This is a genomic window from Acidovorax sp. JHL-3 (genome assembly GCF_000526295.1).
Lineage (GTDB): Bacteria > Pseudomonadota > Gammaproteobacteria > Burkholderiales > Burkholderiaceae_C > Acidovorax > Acidovorax defluvii.
Genome location: NZ_JAFU01000004.1, coordinates 193,317 through 212,893 on the forward strand (window position 1 = coordinate 193,317; position 19,577 = coordinate 212,893).

Below are 19,577 nucleotides of genomic sequence, written 5' to 3' on the forward strand. Positions count from 1 at the left end.
AGCCCACCATGCCCGCAATGGCCTCGCGCACCGGCAGCCGCCGCCGCTCCATGAACGAAATCAACATGGTGCCCTTCATCGATGTGATGCTGGTGCTGCTGATCATTTTCATGGTGACTGCGCCCATGCTCACGCCCAGCGCCATCAACGTTCCCTCGGTGGGCAAAGGCAGCAAGCCACCCAAGACGTTTGGGCAGGTGATTGTCAACAAGGACGGCAGCCTGAAACTCAAGACCGATGGCAACGAACGCCCCATGAGCTTGCAGGAGCTGGGCAGTGCCGCGAAAACCTGGCAGGCCAGCCAGCCCGCTGACACGCCCATCCTCATCAGCGCAGAAAAAACCGTAACCTACGAGACCGTGGTGAAAGCCATGGACGCACTGCAAAAGGCCGGCGTGCAGCGCGTGGCCCTCTCCGTCAAGCAGGGCGGCTGACCGCCAGCCCGCCCTCACACCCCCGCATGCACGCCCACGACGACCGCGACCAGTTTGCCCCGCCCCGCCCACCGGCACGCCTGCGCGCCATTGCGCTGGCCGTGCTGGCGCATGCGATTCTGATTGCAGCCCTGACCTGGGGCGTGAACTGGAAAAGCAGCTCCGACATGCCCGCTGTGCAGGCCGAACTGTGGTCGGCCGTGCCGCAGCAGGCGGCGCCCCGGGCCGTTGAAACCCCGGCGCCCCCGCCCCCGCCGCAGCCCGAGCCGCCCAAACCCACGCCGGTCCCGCCCCCTCCGCCCCCACCACGGCAGGGAGAGCCAGACACCCGCGAAGCCGACATCGCCATCGAGCGCGAGAAAAAGCGCCTGGAACAAGAAAAGAAAGAACGCCAGCAGCAACTCGAACGCGAAAAACGCGAGCGTGAGCGCAAGGAAGACGAGCGCCGCGAACGGCTGGAGCAGGAGAAAAAGGAACGCCTGCAAAAGGAAAAGGCCGAGCAGCAAAAAGCCGAGCGCGAAAAAGAACGCCTGGAAAAACTGGACAAGCAAAAGCAGTTGGCTGACGACAAGAAGCGCCAGGCGCAGGAAGCCCAGCGCAAGCAGGAAGCCCTGGAAAAAGCCAGCGCCCAGACCGCAGAGGCCCGCCGGCAGGAGAACATCCGTCGCATGCAAGGCCTGGCGGGTGCTACAGGCGGCGAAAACGCCACAGGCACCGCCCTGCGTAATTCCGGCCCCTCGGGCAACTACGGTGGCAAGGTGGCAGCCAAGGTTCGGCCCAATATCGTGTACCCGGATGCCATCGCAGGCAATCCGCGCGCGGTGGTGCAGGTGCGCGCTGCGCCCGATGGCACCATCGTGGGCAAAAAACTGATCCAGTCGAGCGGCAACAAGGCCTGGGACGATGCCGTGCTGCGCGCGCTGGACAAAACCGAGTCGCTGCCCCGCGATGTAGATGGACGTGTTCCGTCCACGCTGGAAATAGGCTTTCGCCCACAAGACTGAAGATCCTTGCGCCCGACTGCTTTGCTGAGCTAAGGCAGAGCGGTTTTCATGGCCTCGGCCACAATGCACCATGACCCTGAAAAGCCCCGAACTGCTGCTGCCCGCCGGCTCGCTCGACAAGATGCGTGCCGCCTACGACTTTGGCGCCGATGCCATCTACGCCGGCCAGCCGCGCTACAGCCTGCGCGCACGCAACAACGAATTCCGCCAGGAGCAGATCGAGCAGGGCATCCTTGAAGCCCATGCGCGCGGCAAAAAGTTCTTTTTGACCAGCAACCTGCTGCCGCACAACGACAAGGTGCGCACCTACCTGCGCGATATCGAACCCATCATCGCCATGCGGCCCGACGCCCTCATCATGGCCGACCCGGGCCTCATCATGATGGTGCGCGAGAATTGGCCCGAAGTGGCCATTCACCTCTCGGTGCAGGCCAACACCGTGAACTATGCGGCCGTGAAGTTCTGGCAAAAGGTGGGCGTGGCGCGCATCATCCTCTCGCGCGAGCTGAGCCTGGATGAAATCGCCAAGATCCGCCAGGAATGCCCCGACATGGAGCTCGAAGTGTTCGTGCACGGCGCACTGTGCATCGCCTACTCGGGCCGCTGCCTGCTCTCGGGCTACTTCAACCGGCGCGACCCCAACCAGGGCACCTGCACCAACGCCTGCCGCTGGAACTACGCCACCCAGCCCGCAGCGGTAGACCCCAACACCGGCGAAGCCATGGCCGTGCGCATGGAGGGTGACTTCAACTTCAACAAGGCGCAAGAGGACGACAATGCCGCCTTTGCCGCCTGCGGCGGGGGCGAGCGCCACCCGTTGGCCGACCAGGTCTACCTGCTCGAAGAGAAGGAGCGCCCCGGCCAGCTCATGCCCATCATGGAAGATGAGCACGGCACCTACATCATGAACAGCAAAGACCTGCGCGCCGTCGAGCATGTGCAGCGCCTGGTGGAGATTGGCGTCGATTCCCTCAAGATCGAGGGCCGCACCAAGAGCCAGTATTACGTCTCGCGCACGGCGCAGATCTACCGCCGCGCCATCGACGACGCCGTGGCGGGCCGCCCGTTCAACCCCGAGCTCATCACCGAACTCGAAGGCCTGTCCAACCGCGGCTACACCGCCGGCTTCCTGGAACGCCGCCCCGCCAACGACTACCAGAACTACGAAACCGGCAGCTCCGAGGCCCGGCGCAGCCAGTTTGTCGGCGAGGTCAAGGCCGTGCAGGATGGCTGGGCCGAGGTGGAAACGAAAAACCGCTTCGCCGTGGGCGACCTGCTGGAAATCATCCACCCCAGCGGCAACCGCACGGTGCGACTGGAACAGATGCGCGGTCTTGAAGGCGAAGAACTGCAAGTAGCCTCGGGCAGCCCGCTGCGCGTGCGCATCCCGCTGGCAGGTCCGGCCGAAGGCGCCTTGCTGGCGCGCGTGTTCGAAGCCGACAAAATTTAAGTTAAATCAACCTATAGCGCTTACACAGCAAGCGCTACCAGCTACCATATCAATAGCAAAAAACCCGGTGCTCTTACGAAACACCGGGCTTTTTTTCAGCCCCGAAGGGCGTGAATCGTTCAGGCGGATACGCCGTCTGCCACGTCCTTGTACTCGGCGATCTGATCGAAGTTCATGTACTTGTAGATCTTGTCGCCGTTGGCGCTGAGCACACCCATGTCAGCCAGGTACTCGGCCTTGGTCGGGATGCGGCCCAGCTTGGAAGCAATGGCCGACAGCTCGGCCGAACCCAGGTACACGTTGGTGTTCTTGCCCAGGCGGTTGGGGAAATTACGCGTGCTGGTGGACATCACGGTAGCGCCTTCCTTCACCTGTGCCTGGTTGCCCATGCAAAGCGAGCAACCCGGCATTTCCATGCGGGCACCAGCGGCGCCGAACACGCCGTAGTGGCCTTCTTCGGTGAGCTGGTGCGCGTCCATCTTGGTGGGCGGTGCCATCCACAGCTTGACGGGGATGTCCTTCTTGCCTTCGAGCAGCTTGGAAGCCGCACGGAAGTGGCCGATGTTGGTCATGCACGAGCCAATGAACACTTCGTCGATCTTGGCACCGGCCACGTCCGACAGCGTCTTGGCGTCATCGGGGTCGTTGGGGCAGCAGACGATGGGTTCGGTGATCTCGGCCAGGTCGATCTCGATCACGGCGGCGTATTCGGCGTCGGCATCGGGTGCCAGCAGCTCAGGCGTGGCCAGCCAGGCTTCCATGGCCTGGATGCGGCGGCCGATGGTGCGTGCATCAGCGTAGCCCTGGGCGATCATGTTCTTCAGCAGCACGATATTGCTGTTGATGTATTCGATGATCGGTTCTTTGTTCAGGCGCACGGTGCAACCGGCGGCAGAGCGCTCGGCCGAGGCATCGGACAGCTCGAACGCCTGCTCGACCTTCATGTCAGGCAAGCCTTCGATTTCGAGAATGCGGCCCGAGAAGATGTTCTTCTTGCCCTGCTTTTCCACCGTCAGCAAGCCCGCCTTGATGGCATACAGCGGAATTGCGTGCACCAGGTCGCGCAGCGTGACACCGGGCTGCATCTGGCCCTTGAAGCGCACCAGAACCGATTCAGGCATATCTAGTGGCATCACACCCGTGGCAGCGGCGAACGCCACCAGGCCCGAGCCTGCGGGGAAGCTGATGCCGATGGGGAAACGGGTGTGCGAGTCACCGCCGGTGCCCACGGTGTCGGGCAGCAGCATGCGGTTGAGCCAGCTGTGGATGATGCCGTCGCCTGGCTTGAGCGAGATGCCGCCGCGATTGCTGATGAACTCGGGCAGCTCGTGATGCATCTTCACGTCCACGGGCTTGGGGTAAGCGGCCGTGTGGCAGAACGACTGCATGACTAGGTCGGAGCTGAAGCCCAGGCAGGCCAGGTCCTTGAGTTCGTCGCGGGTCATGGGGCCGGTGGTGTCTTGCGAGCCCACCGAGGTCATGCGCGGCTCGCAATAGGTGCCGGGCAGCACGCCCATCTGGTTGCCATCCTTTGCAGGCAGGCCGCAGGCACGGCCAACCATCTTCTGCGCCAGCGTGAAACCCTTGCCGGTGGCGGCAGGCACTTGCGGCAGGCGGAACAGCGTGGAAGGCGCCAGGCCCAGGGCCTCGCGCGCCTTGGTGGTCAGGCCACGGCCGATGATCAGAGGAATGCGGCCACCGGCGCGCACTTCGTCGAACAGCACTTCGCTTTTCACTTCGAATTCGGCGATGACGTTGCCGTCCTTCAAAGCCTTGCCAGCGTAGGGCAGCAACTCGATCTCGTCGCCCATGTTCATCTGGCTTACGTCGAGCTCGATGGGCAGCGCGCCCGCGTCTTCCATGGTGTTGTAGAAGATGGGGGCAATCTTGCTGCCCAGGCAGACGCCGCCAAAGCGCTTGTTGGGCACAAAGGGGATGTCTTCGCCGGTGAACCACAGCACGCTGTTGGTGGCCGACTTGCGGCTGGAACCCGTGCCCACCACGTCGCCCACGTAGGCCACGAGGTTGCCCTTGGCGCGCAGGTCTTCGATGAACTTCACCGGGCCGCGCTTGCCGTCTTCTTCAGGGGTGATGCCGTCGCGCTTGTTCTTGAGCATGGCCAGCGCGTGCAGCGGGATGTCGGGGCGGCTCCAGGCATCGGGCGCGGGCGACAGGTCGTCGGTGTTGGTTTCGCCAGTGACCTTGAGCACGGTGAGCTTGATGCTCTGGGGCACTTCGGGGCGGCTGGTAAACCATTCGGCGTCGGCCCAGCTTTGCAGCACGGCCTTGGCGAAGGTGTTGCCCTTGTCGGCCTTTTCCTTGACGTCATGGAACTGGTCAAACATGAGCAGCGTCTTCTTGAGCGCTTCGGCAGCCACGGAGGCCACGGCAGCGTCGTCAAGCAGATCGATCAGCGGCGTGAGGTTGTAGCCGCCCAGCATGGTGCCCAGCAGTTGCGTGGCCTTCTCACGGCCGATGAGGCTGCACACTTCCGTGCCATGGGCCACGGCGGCCAGGTAGCTGGCCTTGACCTTGGCGGCATCGTCCACGCCCGCAGGCACACGGTGCGTGATCAGGTCGACCAGGGTTGCTTCCTCGCCAGCAGGCGGGTTTTTCAGCAGCTCGATCAGTTCGCTGGTCTGCTTGGCGCTCAAGGGCAGTGGCGGAATGCCCAATGCAGCACGTTCGGCCACATGGTCACGGTAGGCTTTCAACATCAATTTTCTCCGGTTGCGTTCTAAAGTGGGGTGGGTGCGGCCCGGGGGCCAGGCGCACGGGAATCGTTATTGTTTGGCGACGGGCAGAGGTTCCAGCACGCTGGGGATCGGGTTCTTCTTGATGGCCTCGGCAACCAGGTTCTGCTCGGGGCTCATGCATTCGTCTGCCAGGCGCTGGCCACGCTTTTGGTCCATGAGCATGGACTTGTTGGCGATCTGCAGCCACACAGCGCCGCCCCGCTGGTCTTCCAGACGCACAGCGCCGGTGGATGTGGCTACGGGGGTCATGCGGTACTTGAAGCCCTTGCCTTCCACATCGAAGCGGCCGGGCGAGGCAGGGTCGGCCTTGAGCGTGACGTGCGCGCCCAATTCGCAGGCGATGTGGCCCACATGCACGCGCTCGGCAATGGCCAGTTCGTCCGGCGAGAGGGCGGCCTCGGCAGCCATGATGCCTGCGGCCACCTGACCGGTGGCGGACTTGAGCTGGACGCGGCTGCTGGTGGGCTTGGCCTTGGCGGTTTTGGCGGCGGCGGCTTTGGCAGGGGCCTTGGCGGTTGCCTTGGTGGCAGGCTTGGCGGCAGACGGGGCGGGTGTCTGGGCCAGCACAAAGGCGGGCGCCAGCAGCATGAGGGCAGAAGCGATAAAGGTTTTCATCAGGGATCCTGCAGGTGAGGGTTCAGGGACAGAGAGAGACAGACGGAGTAAACCACGGGCACACGGCCGCGGGCAAGCTGCGCCCGGTGCTGTGCGCACGCTCCAGAACCTGCCAGTAATAGCGAAAACTGGCACGGTCATGCAATGCGCCCTCAAAACTGATGGGAGCCCAATCAGCGTCTGCGGCAGCAGCTATTATTTTTGAAGCAACGTCAATGTCATCCTGCGTGGGCGCAAAGGCCTCCAGGATGGGGCGGATCTGCGCGGGGTGGATGCTCCACATGCGCGTGTAGCCAAACTCGCGGGCAGCGCGGCTGGCTGCGCCCTGCATGGCCACCATATCGCTGAATTCGGTTACCACGCAGTGCGATGGCACCTTGCCATGGGCATGGCAGGCCGAGGCGATTTCGAGCTTGGCGCGCACCACCAGCGGGTGCGTGAACTGCCCGGCAGAGGCCATGGCCGATGCGGGAATGGCACCGCCGTGGGCCGACACAAAATCCATCAAGCCAAAGCTCAGGCTTTGCACGCGGGGATGCGCGGCAATCTCGAAAGCCCGGTGCACTGCGGCCGGGGATTCGATCAGCACCTGCAGGGGCAGATGGGCCGCCGATGTGCCCTGCAGGGCTTTTTCTGCCCGCAAAACATCGTCCACCGACTCCACCTTGGGCAGCATGATGTGGGTGAGCCGATGACCGGCCTCGCCGGCAATGGTGGCCATGTCGTTGGCAAATGCGGGGTGGTCCACGGGGTGAACGCGAACGCCCACGCGCGCTGCCGGGGCGGCATCGCGCGCCAGGGCGGCCACCACGACCGCGTGCGCCGCTTCATCGCCCACCGGGGCTCCGTCTTCGCAGTCCAGCGTCACGTCAAAAACGCAAGCGCCGAATTCCTCGGTCATCTGTGCCTGCAATTGCAGGCTCTTGAGCATGCGCGCCGGCGCACCGCTGTAGTGATCGCAAACCGGCAAGGCGGCAGAAGCCGCCTGCGCACCCAGCAGCACATCGCGAGGATGGGCACGCACGACCCCGCCACTCACGGCGTGGGCTGCTTCGCCCCCCCGGGAGGAACGGAGCCTGAGGATGGTTCTGCGCGGCGCACAACGCTCATGGGATCAGAGCAGGTGCTTGACGCCGTCTTGCTCGCCTTGCAGTTCGGCCAGCGTGATGTTGATGCGCTCTTGCGAGAACGCGTCAATTTCCAGACCTTCGACGATCTTGTACTCGCCGTTTTCGCAGGTGACGGGGAAGCCGAACATGGTGTCCTTGGGAATGCCGTACTGGCCATCCGAAGGAATACCCATGGTGACCCACTTGCCGTTGGTGCCCAGGGCCCAGTCGCGCATGTGGTCGATGGCGGCGTTGGCAGCCGATGCCGCCGACGATAGGCCGCGTGCCTCAATGATGGCTGCGCCGCGCTTGCCCACGGTGGGCAGGAAGGTGTTGGCGTTCCATTCCTGGTCGTTGATCATCTTGGCAACGCTCTCGCCGTTGATGGTGGCAAAGCGGTAGTCGGCGTACATCGTGGGCGAATGGTTGCCCCAGACGGTGAGTTTTTCGATGTCGGCCACGGCCTTGCCGGTCTTGGCAGCAATCTGGCTGGCAGCGCGGTTGTGATCGAGGCGCAGCATGGCGGTGAAGTTCTTGCGTGGCAGGTCAGGCGCGCTCTTCATGGCGATGTAGGCGTTGGTGTTGGCGGGGTTGCCCACCACCAGCACCTTGACGTCGCGGCTGGCCACGGCATTCAGGGCCTTGCCCTGTGCGGTGAAGATGGCACCGTTGACGGCCAGCAGCTCGGCGCGCTCCATGCCGGGGCCGCGGGGGCGCGAGCCCACCAGCAAGGCGTAATCGGCATCCTTGAAGGCGGTCATGGGGTCGCTGTGGGCGGTCATCTCCACGAGCAGCGGGAAAGCGCAGTCGTCGAGTTCCATCATCACGCCCTTGAGCGCTTTTTGTGGGCCTTCCACGGGAACTTCGAGCAATTGCAGGATGACCGGCTGGTCCTTGCCCAGCATTTCGCCCGAGGCGATACGGAACAGCAGGGCGTAACCGATTTGACCAGCAGCGCCGGTAACGGCAACACGGACGGGCTTCTTGCTCATGGTGAAAACTCCAGGAAGTGGAAAAAACAGATGTGGATGCAACGCAAGCACCAGCCCCTGTCACCAGCAACCCGTGCTCTGCAAAACAGCCTTGGAGTTTACCGCCGATTGCTGCGAAAGGTCAATTTGTCTTATGTCTTATATAAGATATGATCCAACCCGGTTACCAGCCAGAGAATACGCCTCGCATAACCGCCCCACCCCAGCCATTTGCCATGTCGTCGCTTCCGTTCAATGTTGACGCGCCCTCGCCGCCTCCCGGCGGTGTTGGTGCATTGACGCCGGCATTCAGCCCGCTGTACCAGCAGATCAAGGCCTTGATCCTGCAAAGCCTGCAGCAGGGTGAATGGAAGCCCGGTGAAGCCATTCCCAGCGAGATGGATTTGGCGGCGCGGTTTCGGGTGAGTCAGGGCACGGTCCGCAAGGCCATTGACGAGCTGGCGGCCGACAATCTGGTGATGCGGCGACAGGGCAAGGGCACTTTTGTCGCCACCCATGCCGAGCAGCATGTGCAATACCGTTTTCTGAAGCTTTTGCCCGACACCGGCGATGCCAGTGTGGAGGGGCCGGCGCAACGCACCGTGCTGGATTGCCGGCGCGTGCGCGCCAGCGCCGACGTGGCGCGCGCCCTGGCCTTGCGAAGTGGCGACCCGGTGGTACAGGCGCGGCGCATTCTGTCGTTTGCCGGCGAACCCACCATTCTCGAAGACATCTGGCTCCCCGGCCAGGCCTTCAAGGGCCTGACAGCTGAGCAGATGGCGAACTACCAGGGTCCGACCTATGCCATGTTCGAGCTGGATTTCGGTGTGCGCATGGTGCGGGCCGAAGAAAAAATCCGAGCCGTGCTGGCCGACGGTGAGCAGGCCCAGCTTCTGCACACTCCCGCTGGCACGCCCTTGCTGAGCGTGGAGCGCACCGCCTACACCTACAACGATGTTCCCATGGAGTTACGGCGTGGTCTTTACCGCACCGACACACACCATTACCACAACGAATTGAGCTGAAACACGCCTGCACTTGAGAAGAATCGTCAAAATATTGCGCCGGTGGACAACCCTACTTGTTGCGTTGCAATAGAATTTTGCGTTGTTTGCATCTTCAAATTACAAAGCAGTTACATCCACGAAAGCACCCGCCATGACAGAGCTAGCCAAAAAACGGCCTGAATTCCGCAATATCAACGCCTTCAAGGACCTCACTACTTACCGCATGACGCCGGCTGCATGGGTTTCGATCCTGCACCGTGCCAGCGGTGCTGTGATGTTTCTGCTGCTGCCGTTCGTGCTGTGGATGTTCGACACCTCGGTGTCCTCCGAAATTTCCTTTGGCACCTTCAAAGCCGCCTTCAACTCTGGCCTGGGCTTCGCTCCCGGCTGGTTCATCAAGCTGGTGGCGCTGGGTCTTATCTGGGCCTATCTCCACCACCTGATCGCCGGTGTGCGCCACTTGTGCATGGACGTGAGCCATGACGCCGTCAGCAAGCAGTTCGGCAAGACCTCTGCCCTGGTGACACTGGTCATCAGCATTGGCCTGACGCTGGTGCTTGCAGCCAAGCTGTTCGGCCTGTATTGATTCACCCCGCGGCGGCGCCGGGTCCGGCGTGCCGCGCAATGACTAAGAGGAAACCCACCATGTCCGACAACTTCGGTTACAAACGCACCGTCGTAGGTGCCCACTATGGCCTGCGCGACTGGCTGAGCCAACGCGTGACTGCCGTTCTGATGGCACTGTTCACGCTGATCCTTCTCGTGCAACTGGTTCTGACCAAAGGCCCCATCGGCTATGACCGCTGGGCGTCCATTTTCTCCAGCCAATGGATGAAAGTGCTCACGTTCTGCGTGATCCTGGCACTCATCTGGCACGCCTGGGTAGGCATGCGCAACATCTGGATGGATTACATCAAGCCGGTGGGCCTGCGCCTTGTGCTGCAGATTTTCACCATCGTCTGGCTGGTCGGCTGTGCCGGCTGGGGTATCCAGGTTTTGTGGCGTCTCTGATTCCCGCGACTGAAGGCAAATAATGAGCTACACCAACGCTAACATCACCAAGCGCAAGTTCGACGTCGTCATCATTGGCGCCGGCGGCTCCGGCATGCGCGCCGCGCTTGAACTCTCCCGCGCAGGCCTTAATGTGGCCTCGCTGTCCAAGGTGTTTCCCACCCGCAGCCACACCGTGGCGGCACAAGGCGGCGTTTCGGCCTCGCTGGGCAACATGTCCGAGGACAACTGGCACTACCACTTCTACGACACCATCAAGGGCTCTGACTGGCTGGGCGACCAGGACGCCATCGAGTTCATGTGCCGTGAAGCACCCAAGGTGGTGTACGAGCTCGAACACTTCGGCATGCCGTTCGACCGCAACCCTGACGGCACCATCTACCAGCGCCCGTTTGGCGGCCACACCGCCAACTACGGCGAAAAGCCCGTGCAGCGTGCCTGCGCCGCAGCCGACCGCACTGGCCACGCCATGCTGCACACGCTGTACCAGCAGAACGTCAAGGCCAAGACCAACTTCTTCGTGGAGTGGATGGCCCTGGACCTGATCCGCGACGCCGACGGCGACGTGGTGGGCGTGACCGCGCTGGAGATGGAAACCGGCGACCTGTACATCCTGGAAGCCAAGACCGTGCTGCTGGCCACGGGTGGCGCCGGCCGCATCTTTGCCGCATCCACCAACGCCTTCATCAACACCGGTGACGGCCTGGGCATGGCGGCGCGCGCGGGCATTGCGCTGCAGGACATGGAGTTCTGGCAGTTCCACCCCACCGGCGTGGCCGGTGCCGGTGTGCTGCTGACCGAAGGCTGCCGCGGCGAAGGCGCCATTTTGCTCAACAGCAATGGCGAGCGTTTCATGGAGCGCTACGCGCCTACCCTGAAAGACCTGGCACCTCGCGACTTCGTGTCGCGTTCGATGGACCAGGAAATCAAGGAAGGCCGTGGCTGTGGTCCGAACAAGGACTACGTCATGCTCAAGCTCAGCCACCTGGGCGCCGACACCATCCACAAGCGCCTGCCGTCGGTGTATGAAATTGGCGTCAACTTCGCCAACGTGGACATCACCAAGGAAGACATTCCCGTGGTGCCCACCATCCACTACCAGATGGGTGGCGTGCCCACCAATATCAATGGACAGGTGATCACCCAGGCCAACGGCATCAACAACGCTGTGGTGAACGGCCTGTACGCCGTGGGCGAATGCGCCTGCGTGAGCGTGCACGGCGCCAACCGCCTGGGCACCAACTCGCTGCTGGACCTGCTGGTGTTTGGCAAGGCCGCCGGCCGCCACATCGTCGAGTTCAACAACAAGAACAAGGAGCACAAGCCCCTGCCCAAGGATGCGGCCGACCGCACCCTGGAGCGCCTGAACCAGCTCGACAAGTCCAGCGACGGCATCTACGCGCAAAACCTGGCTGGCGACATCCGTACCACGATGCAGCAGCACGCCGGTGTGTTCCGCACCCAGGCCAGCATGGACGAGGGCGTCAAGAAGATCGCCGAGCTGCGCAACCGTGTGGCGGGCGTCACGCTCAAGGACAAGTCCAAGGTGTTCAACACCGCACGCATCGAGGCGCTGGAAGTGGACAACCTGATCGAAGTGGCCCAGGCGACCATGGTGTCGGCCGCCGCCCGCAAGGAATGCCGTGGCGCCCACACCGTGTACGACTACGAGCACCCCGCTGACCACGCCGAATTCCCGCTGGGTCGCAACGACAAGGAGTGGCTCAAGCACACCCTGTGGTACAGCGAAGGCAGCCGCCTGGACTACAAGCCGGTCAACCTCAAGCCTTTGACGGTGGACAGCGTTCCTCCGAAGGTCCGTACGTTCTAAATCGTCACGAGAGAAGAAACATGCAAAAACGCACATTCCAAATCTACCGCTACGATCCGGACAAGGATGCCAAGCCCTACATGCAGACCATCGAGATCGAGCTCGATGGCCACGAGCGCATGTTGCTGGACGCACTGATCAAGCTCAAGGAACAGGACCCCACGCTGTCGTTCCGCCGCTCCTGCCGTGAAGGCGTTTGCGGTTCGGATGCCATGAACATCAATGGCAAGAACGGCCTGGCGTGCCTGACCAACATGAACACGCTCAAGGGCACCATCGTGCTCAAGCCGCTGCCGGGCCTGCCCGTGATCCGCGACCTGATCGTGGACATGACACAGTTCTTCAAGCAATACAACTCGATCAAGCCCTACCTGATCAACGAAGAACTGGCACCGGACCGCGAGCGCCTGCAGTCGCCCGAAGAGCGCGAAGAGCTCAACGGCCTGTACGAGTGCATCCTGTGCGCCAGCTGCTCCACATCCTGCCCCAGCTTCTGGTGGAACCCCGACAAGTTCGTGGGCCCGGCGGGTCTGCTGCAGGCCTACCGTTTCATCGCTGACAGCCGTGACGATGCAACGGGCGCGCGCCTCGATAACCTCGAAGACCCCTACCGCCTGTTCCGCTGCCACACCATCATGAACTGCGTGGACGTGTGCCCCAAGGGCTTGAACCCCACGAAGGCCATTGGCAAGATCAAGGAACTGATGGTGCGTCGCGCCATCTGAAGCGAGTTCAAGCCATGGGTGAAACTTCCACCATCGCCAGCAATGCGGCCTCGCCGCTGCTGGACGAGCGCGCACTGAGCAAGCTGCACTGGCGCTGCAGAAGAGGACTGCTGGAGAACGATCTGTTCATCGAGCAGTTTTTCACCCGCTTTGAGCCCGAGCTCACCCAACGCCATGCCGACGGCCTGATGGCCCTGATGGACCTGGCGGACAACGACCTGCTGGACCTGTTGCTGCGTCGCCGCGAGCCCCAGGCCCCGCTGGACACACCAGAAGTGCACGAAGTGCTGGGCATGCTGCGCCAAGGTGGCAGCACAGCCGCGCACTAGTGCCCGTAGTGCCTTGGCACTTAATCGATACCCCCAGACCGGATCATCGGAAACCCAAAGGAAAGTAACAATGAAGCTAGCTGACAACAAAGCCACCCTGTCGTTCAGTGACGGCAGCCCCAGCGTGGATATGCCGGTATACCAGGGCAGCATTGGCCCTGACGTTATCGACATCCGCAAGCTGTATGCGCAGACCGGCATGTTCACCTACGATCCGGGTTTCCTGTCCACTGCGTCGTGCCAGTCTGCCATCACCTACATTGATGGCGACAAGGGCGAGCTGCTGTACCGCGGCTACCCCATCGAGCAGCTGGCCGTGAACTGCGACTTCCTCGAAACTTGCCATCTGCTGCTGTACGGAAACCTGCCCAACGAAACGCAGAAGAAAGACTTCACCAGCCGCGTGACCAACCACACCATGGTCAACGAGCAGATGCAGTTCTTCCTGCGTGGCTTCCGCCGCGATGCACACCCCATGGCTGTGCTCACGGGCCTGGTGGGCGCGCTGTCGGCCTTCTACCACGACAGCACCGACATCAACAATCCGCAGCACCGCGAAGTCGCCGCGATCCGCCTGATTGCCAAAATGCCCACGCTGGTCGCCATGGCCTACAAGTACGGCAAGGGCGAGCCTTACATGTACCCGCGCAATGACCTGAGCTACGCGGGCAACTTCCTGCGCATGATGTTCGGCACGCCTTGCGAAGACTACGTGGTCAACCCGGTGCTCGAGCGCGCCCTGGATCGCATCTTCATCCTGCATGCTGACCACGAGCAAAACGCCTCCACTTCCACGGTTCGCCTGTGCGGCTCGTCGGGCACCAACCCGTTTGCTGCCATTGCAGCCGGTGTGGCCTGCCTGTGGGGCCCCGCACACGGTGGCGCCAACGAAGCCTGCCTGAACATGCTGGAAGACATCCAGCGCCAGGGCGGCGTTTCGAAGGTGGGCGAGTTCATGGAGAAGGTCAAGGACAAGAACTCCGGCGTGAAGCTGATGGGTTTTGGCCACCGCGTCTACAAGAACTACGACCCGCGCGCCAAGCTCATGCAGGAAACCTGCAACGAAGTGCTCAAAGAGTTGGGCCTGGAAAACGACCCGCTGTTCAAGCTGGCCAAGGAACTGGAAAAAATCGCCCTGGAAGACGACTACTTCGTGTCGCGAAAGCTGTACCCGAACGTGGACTTCTACTCCGGCATCGTCCAGCGCGCCATGGGCATTCCAGTGAACCTGTTCACCGGCATCTTCGCACTGGCCCGCACCGTTGGCTGGATCGCTCAGCTCAACGAAATGATCAGCGATCCCGAGTACAAGATCGGCCGCCCACGCCAGCTGTTCACCGGCTCCGAGCGCCGTGATGTGCAGCCCATCGCCAAGCGCTAATAGTTGACGGGCCCCGCCCGCCGACCCACGAAAGCCCGCCGCACCCCGGCGGGCTTTTTTTGTGGTGCGCCGGTTCGGCTTCGCGCCCTCGTATAGTGGTCACCCCTGTCACCGTCCAACGAGTCCTCCCATGAAAACAAAAGCCGCCGTCGCCTGGCAAGCAGGCCAACCCCTGACCATTGAAACCGTGGACCTTGAAGGCCCCCGGTTTGGAGAAGTGCTGGTCGAGATCAAGGCCACCGGCATCTGCCACACCGATTACTACACGCTTTCGGGTGCCGACCCCGAAGGCATCTTCCCGGCCATCCTGGGCCATGAAGGCGCGGGCATCGTGGTGGACGTGGGGCCGGGCGTCACCACGCTCAAGAAGGGCGACCATGTCATTCCGCTCTACACCCCCGAATGCCGCCAGTGCAAGTTTTGCCTCTCGCGCAAGACCAACCTGTGCCAGTTGATTCGCGGCACGCAGGGCAAGGGGCTGATGCCCGATGCCACCAGCCGATTCAGCCTGGATGGCAAGCCCATTTTTCACTACATGGGCACCAGCACGTTCAGCAACTACACCGTGGCACCCGAGATCTCGCTGGCCAAGATCCGCGAGGATGCACCTTTTGACAAGGTCTGCTACATCGGCTGCGGCGTCACCACCGGCATTGGCGCGGTGATCTTCACCGCCAAGGTCGAAGCGGGCGCCAACGTGGTGGTGTTCGGCCTGGGCGGCATTGGCCTGAACGTGATCCAGGGCGCCAAGATGGTGGGCGCCGACAAGATCATCGGCGTGGACATCAACCCTGCACGCCAGGAGATGGCGCGCAAGTTCGGCATGACGCACTTCATCAACCCGAAAGAGGTGGAGAACGTGGTGGATGCCATCGTGCAACTCACCGACGGCGGCGCAGACTACAGCTTTGAATGCATCGGCAACACCACCGTGATGCGCCAGGCGCTCGAATGCACGCACAAGGGCTGGGGCCGCAGCATCATCATCGGCGTGGCCGAGGCCGGTGCCGAGATCAGCACCCGCCCGTTCCAGCTGGTCACCGGCCGCAAGTGGGAAGGCTCGGCCTTCGGTGGCGCGCGCGGTCGCACCGATGTGCCAAAAATCGTGGACTGGTACATGGAGGGCAAGATCAACATCGACGACCTGATCACCCACACCATGCCGCTGGAAGACATCAACAAGGGCTTTGACCTGATGAAGCGCGGCGAGTCGATCCGCGGCGTGGTTATTTATTGATGAAATTGGCCTCTAGCGCTTTATCCATAAGCGCTAGCAGCTATCAAACTTGACATTCATGACATTCACCGCCCTTGAACTGACCAGCGAACACGCCTGCTTTGGCGGCGTGCAACGCTTTTACAAGCACAGCTCGTCCGAAATCGGCCTGTCCATGCGCTTTGGCCTGTATTTGCCGCCCCAGGCTCTGGCCGGGCAGCAGGTGCCGTTGCTGACCTTCCTGGCCGGCCTGACGTGCACGGAGGAAACCTTTGCCATCAAGGCCGGTGCCCAGCGCCTGGCGGCACAGCTGGGTCTGGCCATCCTCACTCCCGACACCAGCCCGCGCGGCGCAGGCATTCTGGGTGAAAGCAACCACTGGGAGTTCGGCGTGGGTGCCGGCTTCTATCTGGACGCCACCGAGTCGCCATGGGCAGGCCACTGGTGCATGGAAAGCTACCTCATCAAAGAGTTGCTGCCCGACGTGACGGCTCAGTTTTCGCTCGACGCCCAGCGCCTGGGCCTGTTCGGGCATTCAATGGGCGGCCACGGTGCGCTCACGCTCGCCTTACGGCACCCCGGCGTGTTCCGCAGCGTCTCGGCTTTTGCGCCCATTTGTGCCCCCACCCAGTGCCCGTGGGGCCACAACGCCTTCACCGGGTATCTGGGCCAGGATGAAAGCACCTGGGGCGCACATGATGCGAGTGTGCTGATGGGCCAGCAAGGCAATGCACCCTATCCCCAGGGCATCCTGATCGACCAGGGCCTGGCCGACCAGTTTCTTGCCACGCAGCTGCACCCGCACCTGTTTGAGAGCGCCTGCGCCCAGGCGGGGCAGCCGCTCACGCTGCGCAGGCGCGCGGGTTATGACCACGGCTACTATTTCATCCAGTCCTTCATGGCGGACCATCTGCAGCACCACGCCAGCGCGCTGGCCTGAGGCCACCAACCGGTTCTGAACATTAATGTTCACTTAAGCAGCGCTGCAAACAATGGGTCATGCCATTGTTATTGCAGCGCATGCAGCGTTTCGCATTCGGCCCTGGTGCCGTTGCCCACCCCCCTCAAGCCTCCCGTGCCATGCACCCCGCGTGGGTGGTTGTGCTGGCCAGCGCCTGGCTGGCCACCGCCTGCAATGTGCCGCTGTGGCGCGAGGTGGCGGCCCTGCCGGGGCAGGGCACGCTGCGCGGCTGGGGCTTTGCGCTGGCGTTTGCGGTCATCGTGGCGGCAGGCAATGCCGCCTTGCTGAGCGTGTTGGCCTGGCGCTGGACGCTCAAACCCGCCATCACCGTGATGCTGCTGCTGGCCGCTTTCGGGGCCTATTTCATGCTGGCCTACGGCATTGCCATCGACGCAAGCATGCTGGTCAACGTCATGCAGACCGATGTGAAAGAGGCCGGTGATCTGCTGAACTGGCGCATGGTGTCTACGGTGCTGGCGCTCACGGCCCCGCCGCTGCTGTGGCTGTACCGCCGCCCGGTGCGCCAGATACCAGCTTTTCGGCACATGGCCCACAACGGCATGCTGCTGGTGGGCTCTGTCGTTGTCATCGTGGTCTGCCTGCTGCTGGTGTTCCAGGATTTCGCCTCCACCATGCGCAACCACACCCGGCTGCGCTACCTGATCAACCCGCTCAACAGCGTGTACGCGCTGGGCAACATCGCCACCAAGCCGCTGCGGCTGGACACCAACACCCTCATGCCCCTGGGCCGCGACGCCCAGCTGGGCGCCAGCTATGCGGGCCAGCAAAAGCCACCCCTCTTGGTGCTGGTGCTGGGTGAAACCGGGCGCAGCGTGAATTTCGGGCTCAACGGCTATGAGCGGCCCACCACACCCCTGCTGTCGGCCCGCACCGACCTGGCCACGGCGCGCAACGCCTGGTCGTGCGGCACCAGCACGGCCGCGTCGGTGCCCTGCATGTTTTCGCACCTGGGTCGCGACGGCTTCGAATCGCGCAAGGCCAACTACGAAAGCCTGATCGACGTGCTGCACCACGCGGGCCTGGCCGTGCTGTGGGTGGATAACCAGGCTGGCTGCAAGGGCGTGTGCGAACGCATCGGCGAAGTGCGCACCACGGCACTGCAAGACCCGGTGCTGTGCCCTGGCGGAGAGTGCCTCGACCCCATCATGCTCAAGGACCTGGACCAGCGCCTGGCCGAACTGCCCGCCGAACAGCGCCGCCGCGGCACCGTGGTCGTGCTGCACGAGATGGGCAGCCACGGCCCCGCCTACTTCAAACGCTCGGCCCCGGCCCTGAAGCAGTTCCAGCCCGAATGCACCTCTACCAACCTGCAGGAATGCACGCAAGAACAGGTGGTGAACGCCTATGACAACAGCATCGTGCAGACCGACCAGTTTCTCGATTCAGTGCTCAATTGGCTCTCAGACCAATCAGATAAAGCGCAAACAGCTATGATTTATGTAGCAGATCATGGGGAATCGCTGGGCGAGAACAACATCTACCTGCATGGCCTGCCCTATTCCATCGCGCCCGATGTGCAAAAGCATGTGCCCTGGATCACCTGGCTGTCACCCGCGATGCAGGCGCGCACCCATGTGACCACCGGCTGCCTGCAGCAGGACCTAGCCCAACGGCGCGTCACGCACGACAACTACTTTCATTCGGTTTTGGGCCTGATGGATGTGCAGACCGGGGCCTACAGCCCGGCGCTGGATATGTTTGCCGGATGCAGGCAACAGCCAACCGGTCCGTTGGCCGGGTGAAACGGCAAAGGCCAGGCCCAATTGATCGCTCTTATTGAGCGCATTCTGGCCTCAAGAAATTCACCAAAACAACTGCCTATCCTTTCGAATCCCTTCGCCCCGCTTACCGCACCCCCAGCCATCCTTTCGCCTCACCGACCAGATGTCCCCGAAACACCTCTGCAATCGGTGACAGCTGCTTGCCCTTGGGCCAGACCAGGTGCCAGTGCGACTGGATGGGAAAGCCCTGCACGTCAAGAACTGCCAGCCCGTCGTGGTGGGCGCCCAGCGCGTGGCGCGAGAGGATGGACACGCCCAGCTGCCCCTCGACCGATTCTTTGATGGCCTCGTTGCTGCCCAGCTCCAGCACGGCGGTGGGAACAAAGCCCAGTTGGCGCAGATGGGCGTCGGTCGCCATGCGGGTGCCAGAGCCCTTTTCTCGCAGGAGGAGGCGCTCGCCCTGCAGCTGCGCCATATTGACGCGCTTTTTGGCCGCCAGCCTGTGGCCGGCGGGGACAATGACGACCAGCGGGTTGGGCATGAGGATCTGGTCTTCCAGCAGCAGGTCTTCTGGCGGCCTGGACATGACATAGAGGTCGTCCAGGTTGCTGCGCAGGCGGGTGATGACGTGGTCGCGGTTGAGCACTTCGAGAGATATGTCGATCTGCGGGTGCAGCTTGCAAAAGCTGCCCAGCAGGCGGGGCACAAAGTATTTGGCGGTGCTGACCACGGCAACCTTGAGGCGCCCGCTGGTGAGGCCTTTGGCGCCCGACACGAGCTGCTCGAACGCATCCCACTCGCCCGCAATGGCACGTGCAGTGCGGGCCAGTGCCTGGCCCGCCTCGGTGAGGTGCACGCGGCGCGATACCACTTCATACAGCGGCAGGCCCACGGCCTGGGTCACCTCGCGCAGCTGCATGGAGGCCGTGGGCTGCGTGACATGCATGACCCTGGCTGCGGCACTGACGCTGCCCGTCTCGGCCAGCGCCAGAAACAGGCGCAGTTGACGAAAAGTGATGTTCATAGATTTTTATC

General features: G+C 62.7%; 18 protein-coding genes. 13 read left to right on the plus strand and 5 right to left on the minus strand.

The genetic code is table 11. From position 1 onward, the window contains the following. The first annotated feature begins 8 nt into the window (after positions 1 to 8). The 3 genes from K226_RS0116310 to yegQ all read left to right on the plus strand — a co-directional run bounded on the left by K226_RS0116310 (position 9) and on the right by yegQ (position 2,888). On the plus strand, positions 9 to 434 hold the full coding sequence (locus tag K226_RS0116310; protein WP_024815796.1) for a biopolymer transporter ExbD: 426 nt from the start codon (positions 9 to 11) through the stop codon (positions 432 to 434). Between the two features lie 26 nt (positions 435 to 460). Continuing rightward, entirely contained in the window at positions 461 to 1,438 is a 978-nt protein-coding gene (gene tolA, locus K226_RS0116315; protein ID WP_024815797.1) for a cell envelope integrity protein TolA, read from the plus strand. Positions 1,439 to 1,508: 70 nt separating this feature from the next. Continuing rightward, entirely contained in the window at positions 1,509 to 2,888 is a 1,380-nt protein-coding gene (yegQ, locus tag K226_RS0116320) for a tRNA 5-hydroxyuridine modification protein YegQ (protein ID WP_024815798.1), read from the plus strand. Positions 2,889 to 3,007: 119 nt separating this feature from the next. On the opposite strand, the gene acnB is transcribed toward yegQ, so the two are convergent. The 4 genes from acnB to K226_RS0116340 form a co-directional block, all read right to left on the minus strand. Further along, entirely contained in the window at positions 3,008 to 5,605 is a 2,598-nt protein-coding gene (gene acnB / locus K226_RS0116325) for a bifunctional aconitate hydratase 2/2-methylisocitrate dehydratase (RefSeq protein ID WP_024815799.1), read from the minus strand. Between the two features lie 66 nt (positions 5,606 to 5,671). Beyond that, a complete protein-coding gene (locus K226_RS0116330) occupies positions 5,672 to 6,259 on the minus strand; it encodes a hypothetical protein (protein WP_024815800.1) in 588 nt (195 codons plus the stop codon). Positions 6,260 to 6,281: 22 nt separating this feature from the next. Then, entirely contained in the window at positions 6,282 to 7,283 is a 1,002-nt protein-coding gene (locus tag K226_RS0116335) for a CoA ester lyase (RefSeq protein WP_035242239.1), read from the minus strand. A 90-nt stretch (positions 7,284 to 7,373) separates the two neighbouring features. Next, the gene (locus K226_RS0116340) at positions 7,374 to 8,360 is read right to left on the minus strand and encodes a malate dehydrogenase (protein ID WP_024815802.1); all 987 of its coding nucleotides are present in this window, start codon (positions 8,358 to 8,360) and stop codon (positions 7,374 to 7,376) included. A 215-nt stretch (positions 8,361 to 8,575) separates the two neighbouring features. Here K226_RS0116340 and K226_RS0116345 point away from each other — a divergent pair, with 215 nt between their 5' ends. From K226_RS0116345 to K226_RS0116390, 10 genes are all read left to right on the plus strand, one after another. Next, the gene (locus K226_RS0116345; RefSeq protein WP_024815803.1) at positions 8,576 to 9,364 is read left to right on the plus strand and encodes a GntR family transcriptional regulator; all 789 of its coding nucleotides are present in this window, start codon (positions 8,576 to 8,578) and stop codon (positions 9,362 to 9,364) included. A gap of 133 nt (positions 9,365 to 9,497) precedes the next feature. Continuing rightward, positions 9,498 to 9,932, plus strand: coding sequence for a succinate dehydrogenase, cytochrome b556 subunit (gene sdhC, locus K226_RS0116350; protein ID WP_024815804.1), 435 nt, complete (start codon positions 9,498 to 9,500; stop codon positions 9,930 to 9,932). A gap of 59 nt (positions 9,933 to 9,991) precedes the next feature. Further along, positions 9,992 to 10,357, plus strand: a complete 366-nt coding sequence (gene sdhD / locus K226_RS0116355; RefSeq protein ID WP_024815805.1) for a succinate dehydrogenase, hydrophobic membrane anchor protein — start codon at positions 9,992 to 9,994, stop codon at positions 10,355 to 10,357. 22 nt (positions 10,358 to 10,379) lie between these two features. Continuing rightward, the gene (gene sdhA, locus K226_RS0116360; protein WP_024815806.1) at positions 10,380 to 12,188 is read left to right on the plus strand and encodes a succinate dehydrogenase flavoprotein subunit; all 1,809 of its coding nucleotides are present in this window, start codon (positions 10,380 to 10,382) and stop codon (positions 12,186 to 12,188) included. Positions 12,189 to 12,208: 20 nt separating this feature from the next. Next, complete coding sequence (locus tag K226_RS0116365) at positions 12,209 to 12,913, plus strand: succinate dehydrogenase iron-sulfur subunit (RefSeq protein WP_024815807.1); 705 nt, start codon at positions 12,209 to 12,211, stop codon at positions 12,911 to 12,913. A 14-nt stretch (positions 12,914 to 12,927) separates the two neighbouring features. Beyond that, positions 12,928 to 13,242 (plus strand): succinate dehydrogenase assembly factor 2, encoded by a 315-nt coding sequence (locus K226_RS0116370; RefSeq protein ID WP_024815808.1) that lies wholly within the window; start codon positions 12,928 to 12,930, stop codon positions 13,240 to 13,242. Positions 13,243 to 13,312: 70 nt separating this feature from the next. Continuing rightward, entirely contained in the window at positions 13,313 to 14,623 is a 1,311-nt protein-coding gene (locus K226_RS0116375) for a citrate synthase (RefSeq protein WP_024815809.1), read from the plus strand. Between the two features lie 130 nt (positions 14,624 to 14,753). After that, on the plus strand, positions 14,754 to 15,860 hold the full coding sequence (locus tag K226_RS0116380) for an S-(hydroxymethyl)glutathione dehydrogenase/class III alcohol dehydrogenase (protein WP_024815810.1): 1,107 nt from the start codon (positions 14,754 to 14,756) through the stop codon (positions 15,858 to 15,860). A gap of 58 nt (positions 15,861 to 15,918) precedes the next feature. Next, positions 15,919 to 16,779 carry an S-formylglutathione hydrolase gene (fghA, locus tag K226_RS0116385; protein ID WP_024815811.1) on the plus strand — a complete coding sequence of 287 codons (861 nt, stop codon included), beginning with the start codon at positions 15,919 to 15,921 and terminating at the stop codon, positions 16,777 to 16,779. A 59-nt stretch (positions 16,780 to 16,838) separates the two neighbouring features. Beyond that, the gene (locus K226_RS0116390) at positions 16,839 to 18,563 is read left to right on the plus strand and encodes a phosphoethanolamine transferase (protein ID WP_024815812.1); all 1,725 of its coding nucleotides are present in this window, start codon (positions 16,839 to 16,841) and stop codon (positions 18,561 to 18,563) included. Positions 18,564 to 18,666: 103 nt separating this feature from the next. Here K226_RS0116390 and K226_RS0116395 read toward each other — a convergent pair whose 3' ends face one another. Then, positions 18,667 to 19,566 carry a LysR family transcriptional regulator gene (locus K226_RS0116395; protein WP_024815813.1) on the minus strand — a complete coding sequence of 300 codons (900 nt, stop codon included), beginning with the start codon at positions 19,564 to 19,566 and terminating at the stop codon, positions 18,667 to 18,669. Positions 19,567 to 19,577: the final 11 nt, after the last annotated feature.